This is a genomic window from Actinocorallia aurea (assembly GCF_054783995.1).
This window is the reverse complement of the sequence record NZ_BAAGPQ010000032.1, coordinates 176,556-195,455: the sequence shown is the minus strand read 5'-3', so window position 1 is coordinate 195,455 and position 18,900 is coordinate 176,556. Positions and strand designations below refer to the sequence as shown.

The following is an 18,900-nucleotide window of genomic DNA, read 5'->3' as shown; positions in this document are numbered from 1 at the left end:
GGCCTTCAAGTACTGGATCAAGCAGGGCACCTACGGCTACGACCCCCGCAAGGTCAAGTAGTCCGAGGCGGTCCTTGAGGATCGAGGACGGGCAGGCATGGGAAGCAGGCAGAGCGGACCCGGCGCGAGGTGCTCACTCGCGCGCGGCCGACTCGCGCCCCCGGGCCGCCGTCCCCGGCGCACGGCTCCGCCGCTGGAGTCCGTGCCCCTCCCGGTACCCCCACGGGTACCGTGCGACGATCGACCCGGCGCCGCGGGCACCCCGTGCCGGCCTGCGCGTCGTGGAGGTCGATCGAGAACCTTTGTCACGGGAGCGCGCTCCCTGCGCCCGGCCTCGCGGCCGGGCGGGGACCGCTCCGAATCAGGCGTGACGGTCTAGGCTCATCGTCGTCGCTCCACCCCGGAAGGCCTGGAGGCCCCATGCAGTTCCGATACCTTCTCGCGTCCGCCCTCCCGCTGGCCCTCGTCACCGGCTGCTCCGCCACGGGCACGGTCGCGCCCAGCACGTCGCAGCAGGCCGAGCACGAAGCCGGCCAGTCGGGCGGCGCGGACTCCGCGGAGCGGGCGCCCTCGCGCGACTACCTGGGCATCTACATGGAGAGCAGGTACAAGAACAAGCCCGGCCCGCAGGCCACCTACTGGAAGCAGAAGGTCGGCCGCGCCCCCAACATCACCAAGCAGTTCCAGGCCTGGTACGCCCCCTACCCGACGGCGTGGGCCAAGGCCGCCCAGAAGGCCGGCGCGATGCCGCAGATCGAGTGGGAGCCGCACGGCAAGGGCCTCATGGCCGACATCGCCGCGGGCGAGACCGACGACTACCTCATCGAGTACGCGAACGCCGTCAAGGCCGCGGGCATCCCCATCTCGATCAGCTTCGCGCACGAGATGAACGGCTGGTGGTACGACTGGGGCACCAAGGGCGCCAAGCCGGCCACCTTCGTCAAGGCCTGGCGGCACATCGTCGACGTCTTCGACAAGCAGGGCGCGACGAACGTCAAGTGGCTGTGGACGCCGAACGTCGTCTTCCCGATGCCGAAGGTCGGGCTGAAGCAGTACTACCCGGGCAACAAGTACGTCGACTGGGTCGGCGTCATCGGGTACTACCGCCAGGGCCAGAAGCAGACGACCTTCAACACGATCTTCCAGCCGACGATCAAGAAGATCAAGGGCTTCTCCAAGAAGCCGATCCTGCTGGCCGAGACCGGCGTGCAGACGATGCCCGGACGCGACGCGAAGATCGCCGACCTGCTCAAGAACGTCGCGAAGCGCAAGGACATCATCGGCCTGATCTGGTTCAGTGTGGACAAGAGGAAAACGGAAGGTAAGGACTACCGTCTAGAAGTGAACAAGTCGGCGTTGAAGACCTTCCGCTCCTACGTGACCAAGTACCCTTTCGGCCGACCCTGAATTTGATTCCCGTCGGACGGAACGATGATCGAGCTGCTCAGGCTGGACAACCCCATCCGGGCTTACGCGTGGGGATCGCGGACCACCCTCGCGAGCCTGCTCGGGCGTTCCGCGCCGAGCGGCAGCCCGGAGGCCGAGCTGTGGATCGGCGCCCATCCCGGCGACCCGTCGCGGATCGCCGGCGCCGGCTCCCTGCTCGATCACATCGCCCTGGACCCCGGCCCGATGCTCGGGCCGGGGGCCGACCGCCTCCCGTTCCTGCTCAAGGTGCTGGCCGTGGAGTCGGCGCTGTCCATCCAGGTGCACCCCGACGCGGCCCAGGCCGTCGAGGGATACCGGCGCGAGGAGCAGTGCGGGCCGCCGGTCGGCGACCCCAAGCGCTGCTACCACGACGACTGGCCCAAGCCCGAACTGCTCTACGCGGTGACGCCGTTCGAGGCGCTGTGCGGGTTCCGCCCGGCGGCCGAGTCCGCGGCGCAGCTGCGCGCGCTGGGCGGCGCACGGCTCGCCCGGGTGGCGGGCCTCCTGGAGGCGGAAGGCATCCGGGCGGCGGTGGTCGCGCTCACCGACTGGCCGCACGAGGACCGTCCCGCGCTCGTCGCGGAGGCGGCGCGCGCCGGGGGATGGGTCGCCGACCTCGCCGGCCAGCACCCGTCCGACCCGGGCGTGGTGGTCGCGCTGATGCTGCACCACGTGACGCTGGAGCCGGGCCAGGCGCTGTTCGCCAGGCCCCGCACGATGCACGCCTACCTTCGCGGCACCGCCGTGGAGATCATGGCGAGCTCGGACAACGTGCTGCGCGGCGGGCTCACGCCCAAGCACGTGGACCTTCCCGAGCTGCTGGCCGTCACCGACTTCACGCCGTCGCCCCCCGAACTCGTCGCCGGGGTGCGCCAGCAGAACGGCGAGGACCTCTACCCCGCCCCGTGCGACCAGTTCCAGCTGACCCGGATGCGGCTGGCGCCCGGCACCGCGGTGCGCGTCGCCGACCCGGGCCCGGGGGCCCTGCTGTGCCTGGAGGGTGAACTCGAGGTGACGCGCGGCGCGGTCCGCGAGCGCCTCGGCCGCGGCGAGGCGCTGTTCCTCCCGCACGACGGCGGTCCCGTCTCGGTGACCGGCGACGGCCTGGGCTTTCGCGCGGGAGTACCATCCTGACGGCCTTTTCCACGCGACTGGTACGGGACTGTTTCATTAAGGACACGGTCCCGGGTTCCGGCCTGACCGGCTGGTAGCATCCGCAGCACTGGTCAGTCAGGCCACAGGGTGAACCGGAGAACCGAAACGCTGGGCAGGTGCCGTTCCCGATGTCCGCAGCGGGCTGGAAGGCCGCCCTCCGGGGCGCCGCAGCTGTGCGCGGCGAGGACGGGACGAAAGTTCTGGTCTCTCCCGACAACTCATCGCCTTCCCGGCGCATCCAAGCCGTGGAGGCGATTTCTGTTTCCCGAGTGAACCGGGGGACGGAGGAGTCCTGGAGATGAGAGGAGACACAGGGCGATGCGGTTCCCATCGATGTTCGACCGGTCTTCATCTCGGCGCGCGTCCCTGTACGGCAAGCCTCAGGCCGCCCGCGCGCTCACTCTCCGGGCACAGACCATCGCACACTTCCCGGGCCCCGTGAGGCGGCCCGCGTCCCACCGGCCGACAGGACCCGCCGCGTCAGCGCGCCCGGTCCCGACGGCCGCCATGCCGCCCGCGGGCGGCGGTTCGGAGTTCGCCATCAGGGCGGCGGCGCCCCCTCGACGCGCCGTCCCCGTGTTCCTGTCGGGTGATTCGTAGTGACACGCAACAAACTGATCTCCCTCGTCGTCGCCGGGGCCGTCGTGGTCGCCGCCGTCGTCGTGGGCGCTTTCCTCGTGCTCGGGGGAGGTGAGGAGGACAAGCCCGAGAAGGTCGCGGCGACCGCGCTGGCCGAGGACGTCCCGACCGACGTCGTGCCGGGCGAGCCGGACACGACCTCGCCCGAGCCCGTCGCGCCGGGCGTCACCATGACGCCGCCCGACCCGAAGGAGATCGAGAAGGCGAAGAAGAGCCCGGTCCCCGTCCCCGAGAACGTCGACGGGTGCGACCACGCCTATGGCGTCTCGATCTGCGTGCCGTGGGAGTTCCCCAAGGGGGTCGACTCCGCGGCGGAGAAGTGCGAGTACCTGAAGGTCCGCGGTTTCACGAGGCTGGAGGTCCCCGGACGGGACCGGCACGGCCTCGACCCGGACAAGAACAAGATCGCCTGCGACAACTGAATCCCGACCAGGGGGTATAGCGCATGACCTTCCACCGGAGGACCCGCTCGGTCCTTTTCGCCTCCGCGGTCGGCGCCGCGGCGGTCGTTCCCGGCCTGAGCAGTGCCGCCGTGGCCGCGCCCACGCCCGCCGTGCAGAACGCGGGGCTGGAGCGCGTGGCCGGGGACCTGCCCGAGTGCTGGGAGCAGTACTCGACGGGGCAGAACACCGGCGAGTTCCGGCTCGCCAAGGGCGCGAACGGAAAGAACGCGGTCGAGGTAGAGCTGACCGAGCGGACCAGCGGGTTCAAGGCCCTCGTGCAGGACAAGGCCTGTGCCGTGCAGGTCAAGCCGGGCCGCCAGTACGACATCGAGATGCGGTACAAGTCGACCGCCGACGCTCCCGAGATCGTGCTGTTCCGCAAGGCGGGCGGCAAGTGGTCCCGCTGGGAGACCCTGCCGCCCATGTCGGCGTCCAAGACCTTCCGCGCCGCCACGGTCCGGACCCCCGTCGTGCCTGAGGGCACCGAGGAGATCCGGTTCGGCATGGCGCTGTCGGAGCCCGGCACGCTCGTCACCGACGACTACAAGATCGCCTCGGCCGCGGGCGAGCTGAAGTGCAAGGGCCCCGAGTGCAAGAAGGGCAAGTGGGTCGTCAAGTCGTTCGCCGGGGACAAGGGCGTCCGCGCCATCCACAGCGTGCTGCTGCACAACGGCAAGGTCCTCATGATCGCCGGCTCCGGCAACGGCGCGGGCCGGTTCGACAAGGGCCAGTTCGTCAGCAAGGTCTACAACCCCAAGACGAACAAGTTCACCAACGTGAAGACCCCGTACGACATGTTCTGCGCGGGCCACGTCCAGCTTCCCGACGGCCGGGTCCTCGTGCTCAGCGGCACCGAGGAGTACGCCCAGTACAACGACGCCGGCCAGGAGGTCGCCGGCTGGATCGGGTCGAAGAAGTCCTACATCTTCAATCCGAAGACCAACAAGTACGAGAAGGCGAACGACCTGATCGACGGGCACTGGTACCCGTCGGCGACGGTCCTCGGCAACGGTGACGTCTACTCCGTCGGCGGGTACGCCGCGCAGCGGGCCGCCAACAACGGCAACCTGGTGTCGCCGATCGCCGAGCGCTACTCGTGGTCGAAGAAGCGCTGGCTGGGCGAGAACGAGGTGGCCCAGCCCGGCATCAACTGGGCCACGTACCCCTCGCTGATCCTCACCCAGGACGGCCGCCTGTTCTACAACGGCAGCAGCGTCTTCAGCCACCCGGTGAACGCCGACGGCTCGCTGCGCGGGCCGGGCTTCCTCAACCCGAACAACGGGGCCTGGGGCGCGCTGCCGGGCAACGGCAACCTGCGCGCCCCCGAGTCGCGCGACATGTCGGCCTCACTGCTGCTGCCGCCCGCACAGGACCAGAAGGTCATGGTCATCGGCGGCAAGAACTTCGCCACGCCGACCAAGGCGATCCGCTACACCGACGTCATCAACCTGAAGTCCGGCAACCCGAAGTACACCGCGGGCCCGAACCTGCCCTACGGCACCGTCGAGATCGGCGACCAGATGGTCAAGCAGGGCGGCGGCGCGGGCAAGACTTACGTGTCGGCGGTCATCCTCTCCGACGGCAAGGTCTTCGAGACCGGCGGCTCGCAGTTCACCCGCTCCGAGCACGTGCACGAGGCCTCGATCCTCGACCCGACCAAGCAGGCCAAGAACATGAAGTGGACGTCCGTCGCCGCCGACCCGGTCGCGCGCACGTACCACAACACCGCGGTCCTGCTCCCGGACGGCAGGGTCCTGGCCGTCGGCAGCAACCCCGACTACCCGGGCGCCGACGGCGACAGCTTCTTCGACACCCGCATCTCGATCTACTCCCCGCCCTACCTCTACAAGGGCGCGCGGCCGAAGATCACCTCGGTGAAGAAGGGCTGGACGTACGGGTCGAAGCCGGTCATCAAGACGAGCGCCAAGATCACCAAGGCGTACCTGCTCCGGCCGATCGCCGTCACCCACTCCTCGGACCCGAACCAGCGCCTGGTGAACCTGCCCGTCAAGGCCCTCGGCGGCAACAGCTACCGGCTGACGATGGACAAGCGGCGCAACATGGCGCCTCCCGGCTGGTACATGCTCGTCGTCCGGACCGCGGGCGGTCAGCCCTCGGTCGCCAAGTGGGTGCACATCGGCTAGCGCCCCTCAGCCATCCCCGCGCGCGTGGCGGCGGCCCCCGTCGCCGCCACGCTTCGCAACCACGCGGGACGCGAAGACGCGTTCCGTGCAAGAAGAGTTCTGGAGTCACCCCCATGCGGTACACACGCCCCCGAGCGTCCGCGATCATGTTCGCCTCCGCCGTCGGAGCCACCGCCCTGTTCTCGGGCGCGGTCCCGGCGGCCAACGCGGCGCCGTCCCCCAAGGTCCAGAACCCTGGCCTGGAGAAGGTGTCCGGCGGGCTGCCCCAGTGCTGGGCGAAGTATTCGACCGGCAGCAACACCGGCACCTTCGCCTCGGTGAAGGGCGGCAACAAGAGCGCCAAGGCCGCGTCGGTGAAGATCACCGCGCACCGCGGCGGTTTCAAGGCCCTGCTCCAGCAGCCCGGCTGCGCGATCAAGGTCGACCCCGGCAAGAAGTACGACCTCCGGCTGTCCTACAAGACGGACTCGGAGAAGACCGCCCTGACCGTCTTCCGGCAGAAGAAGAACGGCGCCTGGGTGAAGTGGCACACCTTCCCCCACCTGCCGTCGTCCAAGGGCTACCGCCTGTCCGTGGGCCGGACCCCGGCCGTCCCGGCGGGCACCAAGGCGATCCGCTTCGGCCAGGGCCTCTACGGCACCGGCACCCTGACCACCGACAACTACAGGATCTCCGTGGCCAAGGGCACCGCGAAGTGCGTCGGCTCGGAGTGCACCAAGGGCCACTGGATCGTCCAGGACTTCGGCGACGGAGGCGTGCGGGCGATCCACAGCGTCCTGCTGCACAACGGCAAGGTGCTGCTCATCGCCGGCTCCGGCAACGACCCGGACAACTTCAAGGCCGGCTCCTTCACCACGAAGGTCTACGACCCGAAGACGAACAAGTTCACGAACGTGCCGACGCCGTACGACATGTTCTGCGCCGGCCACGTCCAACTCGCCGACGGCCGGGTGCTCGTCATGAGCGGCACCGAGGAGTACGCCCAGTACGACCCGCAGACCGGCGCGGAGACCGCGGGCTGGAAGGGCTCGAAGAAGTCCTACATCTTCGACCCGGCCACCAACCGCTACACCAAGGTCAACGACATGGTCGACGGGCACTGGTACCCGTCGGCGACGATCCTCGCCAACGGCGACGTCTACTCCGTCGGAGGCTACGCCTACGAGCGCGCGGGCGGCGACGTCGGCGGCAACAAGGTGTCGCTGGTCGCCGAGCTGTTCTCGGCCGCGCAGCGCAAGTGGCTGCCCCAGTCCCAGGTCGCGCAGAACGCGATCAACTGGGCGACCTACCCGTCGCTGCACCTCACCACCAAGCAGCAGGAGCTGTTCTACAGCGGCGTCAGCGTCTTCAGCCACCCGGTCTACCCCGACGGCACGCTGCGCGGGCCCGGCTTCGTCGACCCCTACACCGGTACCTGGACGGCACTGGCGGGCAACGGCGGCCTGCGCAGGGCGGACACGCGCGACCAGGCGGCGTCGGTGCTCCTGCCGCCCGCGCAGGACCAGCGGGTGATGGTCGTCGGCGGCAAGGACTTCAGCAAGCCCGACCCCGCGATCCGGCTCACCGACGTCATCGACCTGAAGCGGGCGAACCCGAAGTACGTCGCGGGCCCGGACCTGCCGCACGGCACCGTCTACTACGGCGACGGCACCGATGCGCCCGTCCGACAGCAGAACGGCGCCCAGGGCAAGACCTACGTCTCGACGGTCATTCTGCCCGACGGCAAGGTGCTGGAGACCGGGGGTTCGCAGCAGGCGCGCGCCGAGCACGTGCACGAGACGTCGATCCTCGACCCGGTGCCGTCGGTGTCGAAGATGAAGTGGAAGTCGGTCGCCCCTGACCCGGTGAGCCGCAGCTACCACGCCTCGGCGGTGCTGCTCCCGGACGGCCGGGTCCTGGCCGTCGGCAGCAACCCGTGGGACAACTCCTTCGACACCCGCATCTCCATCTACGCCCCGCCGTACCTGTACAAGGGCGGTGAGCAGCCGAAGATCACGTCCTACCAGAAGGGCCTGACCACCGGCTCCAAGACCACGGTCACGACCAGCACGCCCATCACCAAGGCGTCGCTGATCCGGCCGATCGCGGTCACCCACTCCTCCGACCCCAACCAGCGCTCCATCAACGTGCCGGTGAAGGCGCTCGGCGGCGGCAAGTACCAGCTGACGGTCGACAAGCGCAAGAGCGTCGTGCCGCCCGGCTGGTACATGCTCTTCGTCCAGACCAAGACGGGCAAGCCGTCGGAAGCGGTCTGGGTGCACATCAAGTAGTCACGGCGCGGCGGCGGCCGTCCCCCGAGCCGCCGCCGCGATCGACGCCTCCCACCCCCGTCCCCGCACAGAAGTCCTGGAGCCCCTCATGCGGTACGCCCATTCCCGTACCTCCGCGGTCCTCGCGGCCTCCGCGGTCGGCGCCACGGCGCTGCTCGCGGGCGCGGTGCCCGCAGCCAACGCGGCCCCCTCGCCCAAGGTGCAGAACCCGGGACTCGAACAGGTCGCGGGCGGGCTGCCGAAGTGCTGGACGAAGTACGCGAGCGGCAGCAGCACCGCCACGCTCACCTCGGTGGCGGGCGGGAACAAGAGCGCCAAGGCCGCGACGCTGGAGGTCACCGCCTACCGCAGCGGCTCCCAGGCGCTGCTCCAGGCGCCGAACTGCGCCATCAAGGTGAACCCCGGCAAGAAGTACGACCTCCAGCTCGCCTACCGGACGACGTCGGAGAAGACCGCGCTCACCGTCTTCCGGCAGAAGAAGAACGGCGCCTGGGTGAAGTGGCACACCTTCGCCCAGCTGCCCTCGTCGAAGGGCTTCCGGCTCTCGGTCGGCCGGACCCCCGCGGTCCCGGCGGGCACGAAGGCGATCCGGTTCGGCCAGGCCATCCAGGACACCGGCACGCTGACCACGGACAACTACAAGATCTCCGTGGCCAAGGGCGCCGCGAAATGCGCCGGCTCGGAGTGCACGAAGGGCCACTGGATCGTCCAGGACTTCGGCGCGGGCGGCGGGGTGAAGTCCGTCCACACGGTCCTGCTGCACAACGGCAAGGTGCTGATGATCGCGGGCTCGGGCAACAACATCGACGAGTTCAAGAACCCCAAGTCGATGGTCTACGACCCGAAGACCAACAAGTTCACGAACATCCCCACCCCGTACGACATGTTCTGCGCGGGCCACGTCCAGCTCCCCGACGGCCGCGTCCTGGTCATGGGCGGCACCCAGGAGTACTCCGACTACAACGTCACCCCCGACACCGGGTGGCTCGGCTCGCGCAAGTCCTACCTCTTCGACCCGAAGATCAACCGCTACGTCAAGGTAGACAACGCCGACGCGCAGCTCATCGACGGGCACTGGTACCCGTCGGCGACGATTCTCGCCAACGGCGACGTCTACTCCGTCGGCGGTTATGCCGACGAGCGGCAGAACGACGCCGACCAGGGCAACCTCATGTCCCTCACCGCCGAGCGCTACTCGCTGTCCAAGAAGCGGTGGCTGAAGGAGGGCGAGGTCGCGCAGCCCGGCATCAACTGGGCCACCTACCCGTCGCTGCACCTCACCGACACCAAGGCCGAGCTGTTCTACAGCGGCAGCTTCGTCTTCGGCCCGCCTGCGTACGCCGACGGGACGTTCCGCGGCCCCGGCTTCCTCGACCCCGAGACGGGCGCGTGGGGCGCGCTGCCGAACAACGGCGGCCTGCGCCAGGCGCTCGCCCGCGACCAGTCCGCGGCGGTGCTGCTGCCGCCCGCGCAGTCCCAGCGGGTCATGGTGGTCGGGGGCAACAACTTCGCCGACGCCGCCCCCTCGATCCGGCTGACCGACGTCATCGACCTGACGAAGAAGAACCCGAGGTTCCAGGCCGGCCCCGACCTGCCGCACGGCACCGTCTACTGGGGGAACGGCACCGACGGCCCGGGCCCGAAGCAGACCGGCGCGGCGGGCAAGACGTACGTCTCCACGGTCATCCTGCCCGACGGCAAGGTGCTGGAGACCGGCGGCTCCCAGGGGACCCGCTCCGAGCACGTGCACGAGACGTCGATCCTCGACCCGGTCCCGTCGGTGTCGAAGATGAAGTGGAAGTCCGTCGCGGCCGACCCCGTCAGCCGCAGCTACCACGCCTCGGCCGTGCTGCTCCCGGACGGCCGGGTCCTGGCCGTCGGCAGCAACCCGTGGGACAACTCCTTCGACACCCGCATCTCCATCTACTCCCCGCCGTACCTGTACAAGAGCGGCGACGCACCGAAGATCACCGCCTTCAAGAAGGGCCTGACGACGGGATCGCAGCCCACCATCACGGTGAGCGCGCCCATCACCAAGGCGTCCCTGATCCGCCCCATGGCGGTCACCCATTCGTCCGACCCGAACCAGCGGTCCATCAACCTTCCGGTGAAGGCACTCGGCGGAGGCAAGTACCGTCTGTCGGTCGACAAGCGAAAGAGCATCGTGCCTCCGGGCTGGTACATGCTCTTCGTCCAGACGAAGACCGGCAAGCCGTCCGAAGCACGCTGGGTGCACATCAAGTGACGCTGCACAGTTGAAAACAGTTTTTGGAGGAGTGCCGATGCGGTACGAACGCCACGGAACCCCCACGATCCTCTTCATGTCCGCGGTGGGGGCCACCGCGCTGTTCGCGGGAGGGCCGGCCGCGGCCAAGGCGGCGCCCTCGCCGAAGGTGCAGAACCCCGGGCTGGAGCAGGTCGCGGGCGGCCTTCCGAAGTGCTGGACGCAGTACGCGACCGGCAGCAACGCGGGCACCGCGGGCACGGTGGCGGGCGGGCAGAAGAGCGCGCGGGCGGCGACCCTCACCGTGAGCAGGCTCAGCAGCGGCGCCCGCGCCCTCGTGCAGTCGCCGGGCTGCGCCATCAAGGTGAACCCGGGCAAGAAGTACGACCTGCAGCTCGCCTACAAGACGGGGTCGGAGAAGACGGCGCTGACCGTTCTGCGGCAGAAGGCGAACGGCGCCTGGGTGCAGTGGCACACCTTCCCCTACCTGCCCTCCTCCAAGGGCTTCCGCCTGTCCGTGGGCCGGACCCCGGCCGTCCCGGCGGGCACGAAGGCGATCCGCTTCGGCCAGGGCATCTCCGACACAGGCACGCTGACCACGGACAATTACAAGATCTCCGTGGCCAAGGGCGCGGCGAAGTGCGCCGGCTCGGAGTGCACGAAGGGCCACTGGATCGTCCAGGACTTCGGCACCAAGGGTGTGCGCGCCATGCACACCGTCATGATGAAGAACGGCAAGGTGCTGCTCATCGCGGGCTCGGGCAACGGCGGTGAGCGCTTCAAGCGCGGCGAGTTCGTCACCAAGGTCTACGACCCGAAGACGAACAAGTTCACCAACGTGCCGACGCCGTACGACATGTTCTGCGCGGGCCACGTGCAACTCCCCGACGGCAAGGTGCTCGTGCTCGGCGGCACCGAGGAGTTCGCCGAGTTCGCGGGCGGCGTCTCCGACGAGGGCGTCGGCTACGTGTACGAGAAGGCGGGCTGGAGCGGGGCCAAGAAGTCCTACGTCTTCGACCCGGCCACCAACCGCTACAGCCGGATCAACGACATGGTCGACGGGCACTGGTACCCGTCGGCGACGATCCTGCAGAACGGCGACGTCTACGCCGTCGGCGGCTACGACTACGAGCGCGGACCCAACGAGGAGAGCGTCGTCTCGGTGACGTCCGAGCGGTACTCCTGGAAGGGCCGCAAGTGGCTCGGCGACGCCCAGGTGCCCGAGACCGGCATCAACTGGGCGACCTACCCGTCGCTGGTGCTCGCCGCCAACGGCAAGCTCTTCTACAACGGCAGCAGCGTCTTCGGCCACCCGACGTACTACGGCAACGGCAAGCTCGTCGGCCCCGGCTACCTCGATCCGGCGACCGGCGGCTACGCCGAACTCGGCGGGACCCGCGACAACGAGGGCGACAACGCGGGACTGCGCTACGCGAACGCCCGCGACCAGTCGGCGGCCCTGCTCCTGCCGCCCGCCCAGGACCAGCGCGTCATGGTCATCGGCGGCAAGAACTTCTCCGACGCCAACGGGTACGGCCTGCGGGCGACCGACGTCATCGATCTGAGGAAGGGCGCCGCCGCGCGCTTCGCCGACGGCCCGAACATCCCCTACGGCACCGTCGAGATCGGCGACCAGATGGTCAAGCAGGGCGGCGGGAAGGGCAAGACGTACGTCTCGGCCGTCATCCTCGCCGACGGCAAGATCATGGAGACCGGAGGCTCGCAGTACAACCGGGCGGAGCACGTCCACGAGGCGTCGATCCTCGACCCGAGCAAGTCGACCGGGTCCATGAAGTGGCAGCCCGTCGCGGCCGACCCCGTCGCGCGGACCTACCACAGCACCGCCGTCCTGCTCGCCGACGGCAGGGTCCTGGCCAGCGGCAGCAACCCCGACATCCCCGTGCCGGAGGACGGCGGCGACAGCTACTTCGACACCCGCATCTCCATCTACTACCCGCCCTACCTCTACACCAAGGGCGAGGCGCCGAAGATCACCAAGGCGTCGAAGAACTGGTCCTACGGCGGCGCCCCCACGATCACGACGAACACGCCCATCACCTCGGCGTCGCTGGTCCGCCCCATCGCGGTGACGCACTCCTCGGACCCCAACCAGCGCGCGGTGAAGCTGCCGCTCAAGTCCCTCGGCGCGGGCCGCTACCGGCTGAGCGTCACCAAGAACGCCTCGGTCGCCCCGCCCGGCTGGTACATGCTGTACGTGAAGACCAAGAGCGGCAAGCCGTCGGTCGCGACCTGGGTCCACATCGGCTGAGCCGGGCGCTCAGCGCGCGGACCCGCGCCGCCACCACCAGAGGCCGGCCGCCACGCCCGCGGCCAGCGGCAGCACGGCGAGCAGCGGCAGCGGCAGCCGTGAGGCGGGCTCATCGTCGGCCACCGCCTTCTGCGCGGCCGGCGGCGCGGACTCCTGCACCGTCGGCGCCGGGGTGGCCGGGGGAGGCGTGGCGGTCGGGTTCGGCATCTGCTGGCCGTTCAGCTCCGGGCCCGTCGGCTGCGTCGCGCGCGGCTCCCCGACGTGCAGGGCGAAGGCGTCGGTGCGCAGGCCGACGCCGCCGCGGGTGATCTCGAACCCTGCCTGGACCTTGCACAGGTAGGCGTCGGGGCGCTGGAAGCCGCGGGCCACCGCGTCCGCGGCGAACGGCTTGAGGTCGAAGTCGTCGATGGCGGTGGTGTTCTCGCGCATGTCGTAGATGAGCCCGACCTGCCCGGTCGGTCCGGTGAACCGGTAGAGGTCGTAGGTGCGGCCGCCCAGGCTCACCGCGTCGGCGATCTTCCACTGCGGGGACGGGTCGATGCCCGGGCTGGTCAGCCAGATCATGATCTCCAGCGCGCCGCCGTTCGCGACGATGTGCGGCGCCGTCGAGGTGCACGCGGCGGCGTCCGGGTGGTACCAGACGTCGTAGGAGGCGTTGTAGTCGCCTTCTGCGGTGCCGATCCGCCAGGTCGTGCGGACGTCCTTGGGATCGTCCACGCGCAGCGGGAGCCGCTGGTCGGCGAGCGCCGTGCCGATGTTCGGGTACGCGCCGGGAGGCGCCCCGTTCTGGAGGTTGCCCCAGTCGAGGGAGCTGGCGCTGACGGTGAAGCCCGCACCGCCCTCGTAGGTGACACAGATCTCACCGTTGCTGTTCCACCGGTTCGCCTGGACCGCGTACCCGCCCTCGACGAACCCGGGCTCGCCGGTGTTGCAGCGGGTCTCCGCGCGCGCCGCCGCGCCCCAGGGGCACAGCGCCGCCACCAGCGCGATAGCGGCCGCGCCACCCAGTGTCGCTCGCAAGAACCGGCCTTCCTCCTGGGGCTTTCCGTCGCCCCATCGAAGCACAAGGCGGGCAGTGCGCAGGCAGATTCCGGGCAAAGATCACGACGCCGCCGGTTTCGTTAACCGGGCGGAAATCTGCTACGTTCGCAGATGTGCTGTTCGGTCTGCTCCTCCTTAGCGGCCGCGACGAGGCCTGACGGACGGGCTTCCTCGTCGCGGAGCTGAGTGTCGCCCGTCGTAGATTCTTAAGATCGAAGACGAGGAGCGGTACCCCCGATGAACGAGCAGAAGCCCAGCGGAATGCCCTACCAGCGCTACGCCCCCTTCCCGGCGATCAAGCTGACGGACCGCACCTGGCCCGACAAGGTCATCACCGAGGCGCCCCGCTGGTGCGCGGTGGACCTGCGCGACGGCAACCAGGCGCTGATCGACCCGATGGACTCCGCCCGCAAGCTGAAGATGTTCAAGCTGCTGGTGCAGATGGGCTACAAGGAGATCGAGGTAGGGTTCCCCGCCGCCTCGCAGACGGACTTCGACTTCGTCCGCACGATCATCGAGGACGGCCTGATCCCCGACGACGTCGCGATCCAGGTGCTGACCCAGGCCCGCCCCGAGCTGATCCAGCGGACCTTCGAGTCCCTGGCGGGCGCCAAGCAGGCGATCGTCCACCTGTACAACTCGACCTCCACCCTGCAGCGCCGGGTCGTCTTCGGCCAGGACAAGGACGGCATCACCGCGATCGCCGTCGAGGGCGCCAAGCTGTGCAAGAAGCTGGCCGCCGAGTCCGAGGCGCAGGGCACCCGGATCTTCTTCGAGTACTCGCCCGAGTCCTTCACCGGCACCGAGCTGGAGTACGCCGTCGAGGTCTGCAACGCCGTCAACGACGTGTGGCAGCCGACCCCGGAGTGGAAGGTCATCATCAACCTGCCGGCGACGGTGGAGATGGCGACCCCGAACGTCTACGCCGACCAGATCGAGTGGATGAACCGGAACCTGGCCTACCGGGACTCTGTCGTGCTGTCGCTGCACCCGCACAACGACCGCGGCACCGCGGTCGCCGCCGCCGAGCTGGGCTACCAGGCCGGCGCCGACCGCATCGAAGGGTGCCTGTTCGGCAACGGTGAGCGCACCGGCAACGTCTGCCTGGTCACCCTGGGCCTGAACCTGTTCACCCAGGGCGTCGACCCGGAGATCGACTTCTCCGACATCGACGAGATCCGCCGCACCGTCGAGTACTGCAACCAGCTGCCCGTCCACGAGCGCCACCCCTACGGCGGCGACCTGGTCTACACGGCCTTCTCCGGCTCCCACCAGGACGCCATCAAGAAGGGCTTCGAGCACCTGGAGCGCGACGCGAAGGCCGCGGGCGTGCCCGTCGACGCGTTCACCTGGCAGGTGCCCTACCTGCCGATCGACCCCAAGGACGTCGGCCGCTCCTACGAGGCGGTCATCCGGGTCAACAGCCAGTCCGGCAAGGGCGGCGTCGCCTACATCATGAAGACCGAGCACTCGCTGGAGCTGCCCCGCAAGCTGCAGATCGAGTTCTCCCGCGTCGTGCAGGCCCGCACCGACGACGAGGGCGGCGAGGTCACCGCCGAGGCCATGTGGCAGATCTTCGAGAAGGAGTACCTGTCGGCCGGCCCCCGCGTCGGCCTGCTGGCGCACCGCACCTCCTCGCGCGTCGACGAGAAGGACCTGCTGAACTGCGACGTCCGCGTCGACGGCGAGATCCGCGAGATCGAGGGCATCGGCAACGGCCCCATCAGCGCCTTCGTCGACGCCCTGGCCCCCATCGGCATCGACGTCCGCGTCCTGGACTACGCCGAGCACGCCATGAGCGAGGGCGGCGACGCCAAGGCCGCCGCCTACGTCGAATGCCAGATCGGCGACCAGACCCTGTGGGGCGTCGGCGTCGACGCCAACATCGTCACGGCCTCCCTGAAGGCCGTCCTGTCCGCCGTGAACCGTGCTTGATAGGGCTGACTCGCTCAGTTTCACCGTTGATCGAGTGCGGCCCTGACCAGATCGGTTTCCAGGGAGCGCCGCCAGGCGCGATGCCGCACGTGATCGGGCGCCCCTGGGCTGCCCGCAGGCCCCCAGGGCCGGAGGGCAGCCCAGGGATCTCAAGCGCCCGATCACAGCCCGGCGCAGGCCCCACAGGGCCGGAGCCGGGCAAAAAAACAGGCCCCCGAGAGGTGATGATCTCACCCATCGGGGGCCTTTTGCTTGCGCCCGTGCGGCCCCGCCGTCCGCAGCGCGCTGGAACGTCCTAGAGGACAGCCCTCTAGGACGGCCCTAGAGGAACACTGAGGCGCCGTAGACGGCGACCCAGGTGCCGCCGAGGGCCAGGATGACGCGGTCGCCGAGGAGGACGTCCTCGGGGGCGCCTGCCTCGCCCTTGTCGACGATCAGGGCGTAACGCAGGATGGCGAGCGTCATAGGGACGATGGAGAGCAGCTTGAGCTGCCCGACGGACGATCCGTCGGGCCCCTCCAGCGCCCACAGGCAGTAGGAGAGCAGCATCAGCGCCGCGGCTCCCTGCCACACGAAGCGCAGGTAGCTCTCGCTGTACTCGCTGAGGAGCTTGCGCGTGTGCTTGGCGTCCTCCCCGAGCTTGGCGAGTTCCCCGGCGCGCTTGGCGCCCACCACGAACAGCGAGCCGAACCCGACGGTGACCAGGAACCACTGCGACGGCGCGACGTCGGACGCGGTGCCGCCCGCCAGACCCCGCATGAGGAAGCCGGAGGCGACGACCGCGATGTCGAGGACCGCGACGTGCTTGAGCTTCACGCAGTAGAGGATCTGCACGATCGCGTACACCGCGAGGATCAGCGAGGTCTGCCAGTTGAGCAGCAGGACCGCGCCGAGCACCGACAGCATCGACAGGCCGAGCCCGACGCCGTAGGCCACCGGAACGGGGACGATCCCGGACGCGACGGGCCGCATCCTCTTGGTGGGGTGGGCCCGGTCGGCTTCGGCGTCCATCGCGTCGTTGAGCAGGTAGATGCCCGAGGCGGCGCAGCAGAACAGCACGAAGACCAGGGCGGTCCTGCCGAGGACGGCGGCCTCGAAGATCCGCGCGCCCGCGAGCGGCGCGGCGAGCACGAGGACGTTCTTGGTCCACTGCTTGGGCCGGGCCGTCCGGAGCAGGCCTTTGTACAGGCCGAGCCGTGACGGCAGTGGTGTCGTATCGAGAGTGAGACTCACGGCGGGGGGTTCCTTTCGGAGGAGTCTAGCGACGGGTGTCGGGGTCGGCCTCCAGGCGGAACAGCTTGCCGTCCGGTGGCGGGTTGTAACGGGGGGCGACGCCGCCCAGGTCGGTGACGAACGTGAACGAGGGGTCCTTGTACAGGGCCTCGCGTACCGGGTCCCACACCACGGAGCGATCGATGAGCACGTGATCGGCCCCCACCTCGCGCAGTTCCTTGATGAGGGTCGCCGTGTCGGGCGGCGGCTCGACGACGACGAGGTCGCGCTGCATGGCGGTGCCCCGGATGGGCTGCAGCAGCGACTGGAGGTTGCCGCGCGCGACCGCGATGACGGTCCCGGCGGGGAGGGCGTCGAGCGCGCCGAACTCCGTCCACGGCCAGATCCGCCGCGACCGGTCGGGTTCCATGGTGAGCGCGAGCGCCCGCTCCAGGGGCAGGCCGCCGGTCCTGTCGAACATCGCCTTGTCGGCGGGGTCGCCGGTGGTGATGGCGACGTGCCGGTGGCCGGTGAAGACCGCCATCGCGACGCTCACCGCGAGCACCAGCCGCAGCGCCACCGCGGAGTTGCGGGCGAAGGAGCGGCCTTCGGAGAGCCGCGCGGTGAAGTAGACCGCGAAGATCAGCAGGCAGCCGTAGCCGAGCAGTACGTACCTGCCCCACCAGGGGGCGAGGCTCGGGCCGTAGGTGGCGCCGATGCCGAGCAGCAGGAGGAGGCCGATGCCGGGGTGCCGCCACGAGTTCTTCAGCCACATCACGATGCCGAGGATCGAGATGGGCAGCACGAACGTCATCCACGCGATGCCGAGCCCGCCGAGCCGCACGTCGTAGACCTGGGTGGTGAGCAGGTCGGTGAACGGCTGCGACCAGGACTCCCAGAGCTGCTCGGGCAGTGACATCTTGCGCAGTTCGAGCGGGACGTTGGTGTTCATCACCACGTCCTCGACGGTGCCCAGCCCCTCGAACCCGAGCATGGTGACCGGGTAGAAGGGGTTCTTGTAGTGCATCCAGGTCCGCAGGTACCAGTAGCCGCCGATGACGAGGATCGGCAGGATCAGCGCGGGCGCGGCCCGGAAGAAGGGCCAGAGGCCGAGCCGGTGCCTTCCGGACGCCCAGGCGACGGCGACGAACGCGGCGCAGCCGGCGACGCCCATCACCGCGAGGTTGCTGGACTTGGTGGCGGTGGCGGCGCCGAGCGCGAAGCCGAGCACCAGCATCTTGCGGACGATCACCTGGGTGGGCTTGCCGGACAGTTCCGTGGCCCCGGGCAGGCTGGCGAGCACGGCGAGGGCGGCGAGACCGAACGCGGCGCTCTGCACGTCGACGTAGAAGGTGTTGGCCTGCGCGAACACCGACGGTGTCAGCAGGAACACGAGCCCGACGAGGAGGGCGGGGGCCCGCTTCAGGCCGAGCCGCCGGGCGAGGGCGACGAGCGACGCGCCGGCGAGCAGGTAGCCGGGAAGGAGGAAGAGGACGCCGTAGTCGGGGAATCCGAGGAACACCATCGGCCAGCCGGCGAGGGACTCGACGCCCATCGGGTAGGCGTCGGCCCAGATGACCTCGGTGGCCCTGCCGACCTCTCCGGCCTGGACCCACGCCGACGGCGCGACCAGGTGGTACATGAGGCCGTCCCAGTCGCTGGCCGGGAGGCGTACGCCGAACCAGGCGCGCACGGCGTAGACGAACACCGTGAGCAGCGTCAGGGCGAAGACGATGCCGTGCGGGCCCCAGCCGCGGAACGCGCGGCGCAGCCAGGTCTGCGCGCGCCTTCGGAACAGGCCGGGGTTGCGGCGTTCCTCGCGGAACGCGGCGAAGAGGCCGACGGCGCCGAAGACCCAGGCGCCGAGGGTAAGGGGGATCGGCTGGTAGAGGTGGGCGAGGGCGCCCACCACCACGGTGAGCAGCATGATGGAGCCCAGGGAGAACACCCAGAACGCGATGACCGCGTCCGAGGCCCTGGACGGCCTCGTCCACACCGTGAGCCCGAAGGCGCCTGCAAGGACTCCGAGAGTCGCTGTGATCAGGAGCGCCGCAGGCAACAACACTGTGGTTCTCCTTCCCGTTGAGCGCAGGGGGGAGCATCGCTCAACTGGGACGGAAGAGTATCCCAAAGTTTACCC

The 18,900-nt window shown here is 69.5% G+C and carries 11 protein-coding genes; 8 read left to right on the top strand and 3 right to left on the bottom strand.

The annotated features are described in order from the left end of the window. Positions 1–420 precede the first annotated feature (420 nt). From ACYVOM_RS35680 to ACYVOM_RS35650, 7 genes are all read left to right on the top strand, one after another. Entirely contained in the window at positions 421–1,407 is a 987-nt protein-coding gene (locus ACYVOM_RS35680) for a glycoside hydrolase family 26 protein (protein WP_460308007.1), read from the top strand. Positions 1,408–1,431: 24 nt separating this feature from the next. Beyond that, a complete protein-coding gene (manA, locus tag ACYVOM_RS35675) occupies positions 1,432–2,562 on the top strand; it encodes a mannose-6-phosphate isomerase, class I (RefSeq protein ID WP_460308006.1) in 1,131 nt (376 codons plus the stop codon). A gap of 620 nt (positions 2,563–3,182) precedes the next feature. Further along, the gene (locus tag ACYVOM_RS35670) at positions 3,183–3,644 is read left to right on the top strand and encodes a hypothetical protein (protein ID WP_460308005.1); all 462 of its coding nucleotides are present in this window, start codon (positions 3,183–3,185) and stop codon (positions 3,642–3,644) included. A 23-nt stretch (positions 3,645–3,667) separates the two neighbouring features. Continuing rightward, a complete protein-coding gene (locus ACYVOM_RS35665) occupies positions 3,668–5,809 on the top strand; it encodes a galactose oxidase-like domain-containing protein (RefSeq protein ID WP_460308004.1) in 2,142 nt (713 codons plus the stop codon). Positions 5,810–5,922: 113 nt separating this feature from the next. Next, positions 5,923–8,079: a galactose oxidase-like domain-containing protein gene (locus tag ACYVOM_RS35660; protein ID WP_460308003.1), complete on the top strand. Its 2,157-nt coding sequence runs from the start codon at positions 5,923–5,925 to the stop codon at positions 8,077–8,079. Positions 8,080–8,167: 88 nt separating this feature from the next. Then, positions 8,168–10,324, top strand: coding sequence for a galactose oxidase-like domain-containing protein (locus ACYVOM_RS35655; protein ID WP_460308002.1), 2,157 nt, complete (start codon positions 8,168–8,170; stop codon positions 10,322–10,324). 37 nt (positions 10,325–10,361) lie between these two features. Beyond that, on the top strand, positions 10,362–12,572 hold the full coding sequence (locus tag ACYVOM_RS35650) for a galactose oxidase-like domain-containing protein (RefSeq protein WP_460308001.1): 2,211 nt from the start codon (positions 10,362–10,364) through the stop codon (positions 12,570–12,572). Positions 12,573–12,581: 9 nt separating this feature from the next. Here the strand turns inward: ACYVOM_RS35650 and ACYVOM_RS35645 are convergent, their stop codons facing one another. Further along, entirely contained in the window at positions 12,582–13,592 is a 1,011-nt protein-coding gene (locus tag ACYVOM_RS35645; protein ID WP_460308000.1) for a GH12 family glycosyl hydrolase domain-containing protein, read from the bottom strand. Between the two features lie 258 nt (positions 13,593–13,850). Here ACYVOM_RS35645 and leuA point away from each other — a divergent pair, with 258 nt between their 5' ends. Beyond that, positions 13,851–15,548: a 2-isopropylmalate synthase gene (leuA, locus tag ACYVOM_RS35640; RefSeq protein WP_460307999.1), complete on the top strand. Its 1,698-nt coding sequence runs from the start codon at positions 13,851–13,853 to the stop codon at positions 15,546–15,548. A 321-nt stretch (positions 15,549–15,869) separates the two neighbouring features. On the opposite strand, the gene ACYVOM_RS35635 is transcribed toward leuA, so the two are convergent. Both ACYVOM_RS35635 and ACYVOM_RS35630 read right to left on the bottom strand, forming a co-directional pair. Further along, complete coding sequence (locus ACYVOM_RS35635; RefSeq protein ID WP_460307998.1) at positions 15,870–16,781, bottom strand: decaprenyl-phosphate phosphoribosyltransferase; 912 nt, start codon at positions 16,779–16,781, stop codon at positions 15,870–15,872. Positions 16,782–16,806: 25 nt separating this feature from the next. After that, positions 16,807–18,825, bottom strand: a complete 2,019-nt coding sequence (locus ACYVOM_RS35630; protein ID WP_460307997.1) for a hypothetical protein — start codon at positions 18,823–18,825, stop codon at positions 16,807–16,809. Positions 18,826–18,900 lie beyond the last annotated feature (75 nt).

Bases quoted from the DNA above. Each gene is read 5' to 3' on its own strand.
- manA (WP_460308006.1), top strand. From the start codon at position 1,432: ATGATCGAGCTGCTCAGGCTGGACAACCCCATCCGGGCTTACGCGTGG.
- ACYVOM_RS35655 (WP_460308002.1), top strand. From the start codon at position 8,168: ATGCGGTACGCCCATTCCCGTACCTCCGCGGTCCTCGCGGCCTCCGCG.
- ACYVOM_RS35650 (WP_460308001.1), top strand. From the start codon at position 10,362: ATGCGGTACGAACGCCACGGAACCCCCACGATCCTCTTCATGTCCGCG.
- ACYVOM_RS35665 (WP_460308004.1), top strand. From the start codon at position 3,668: ATGACCTTCCACCGGAGGACCCGCTCGGTCCTTTTCGCCTCCGCGGTC.
- leuA (WP_460307999.1), top strand. From the start codon at position 13,851: ATGAACGAGCAGAAGCCCAGCGGAATGCCCTACCAGCGCTACGCCCCC.
- ACYVOM_RS35660 (WP_460308003.1), top strand. From the start codon at position 5,923: ATGCGGTACACACGCCCCCGAGCGTCCGCGATCATGTTCGCCTCCGCC.
- ACYVOM_RS35680 (WP_460308007.1), top strand. From the start codon at position 421: ATGCAGTTCCGATACCTTCTCGCGTCCGCCCTCCCGCTGGCCCTCGTC.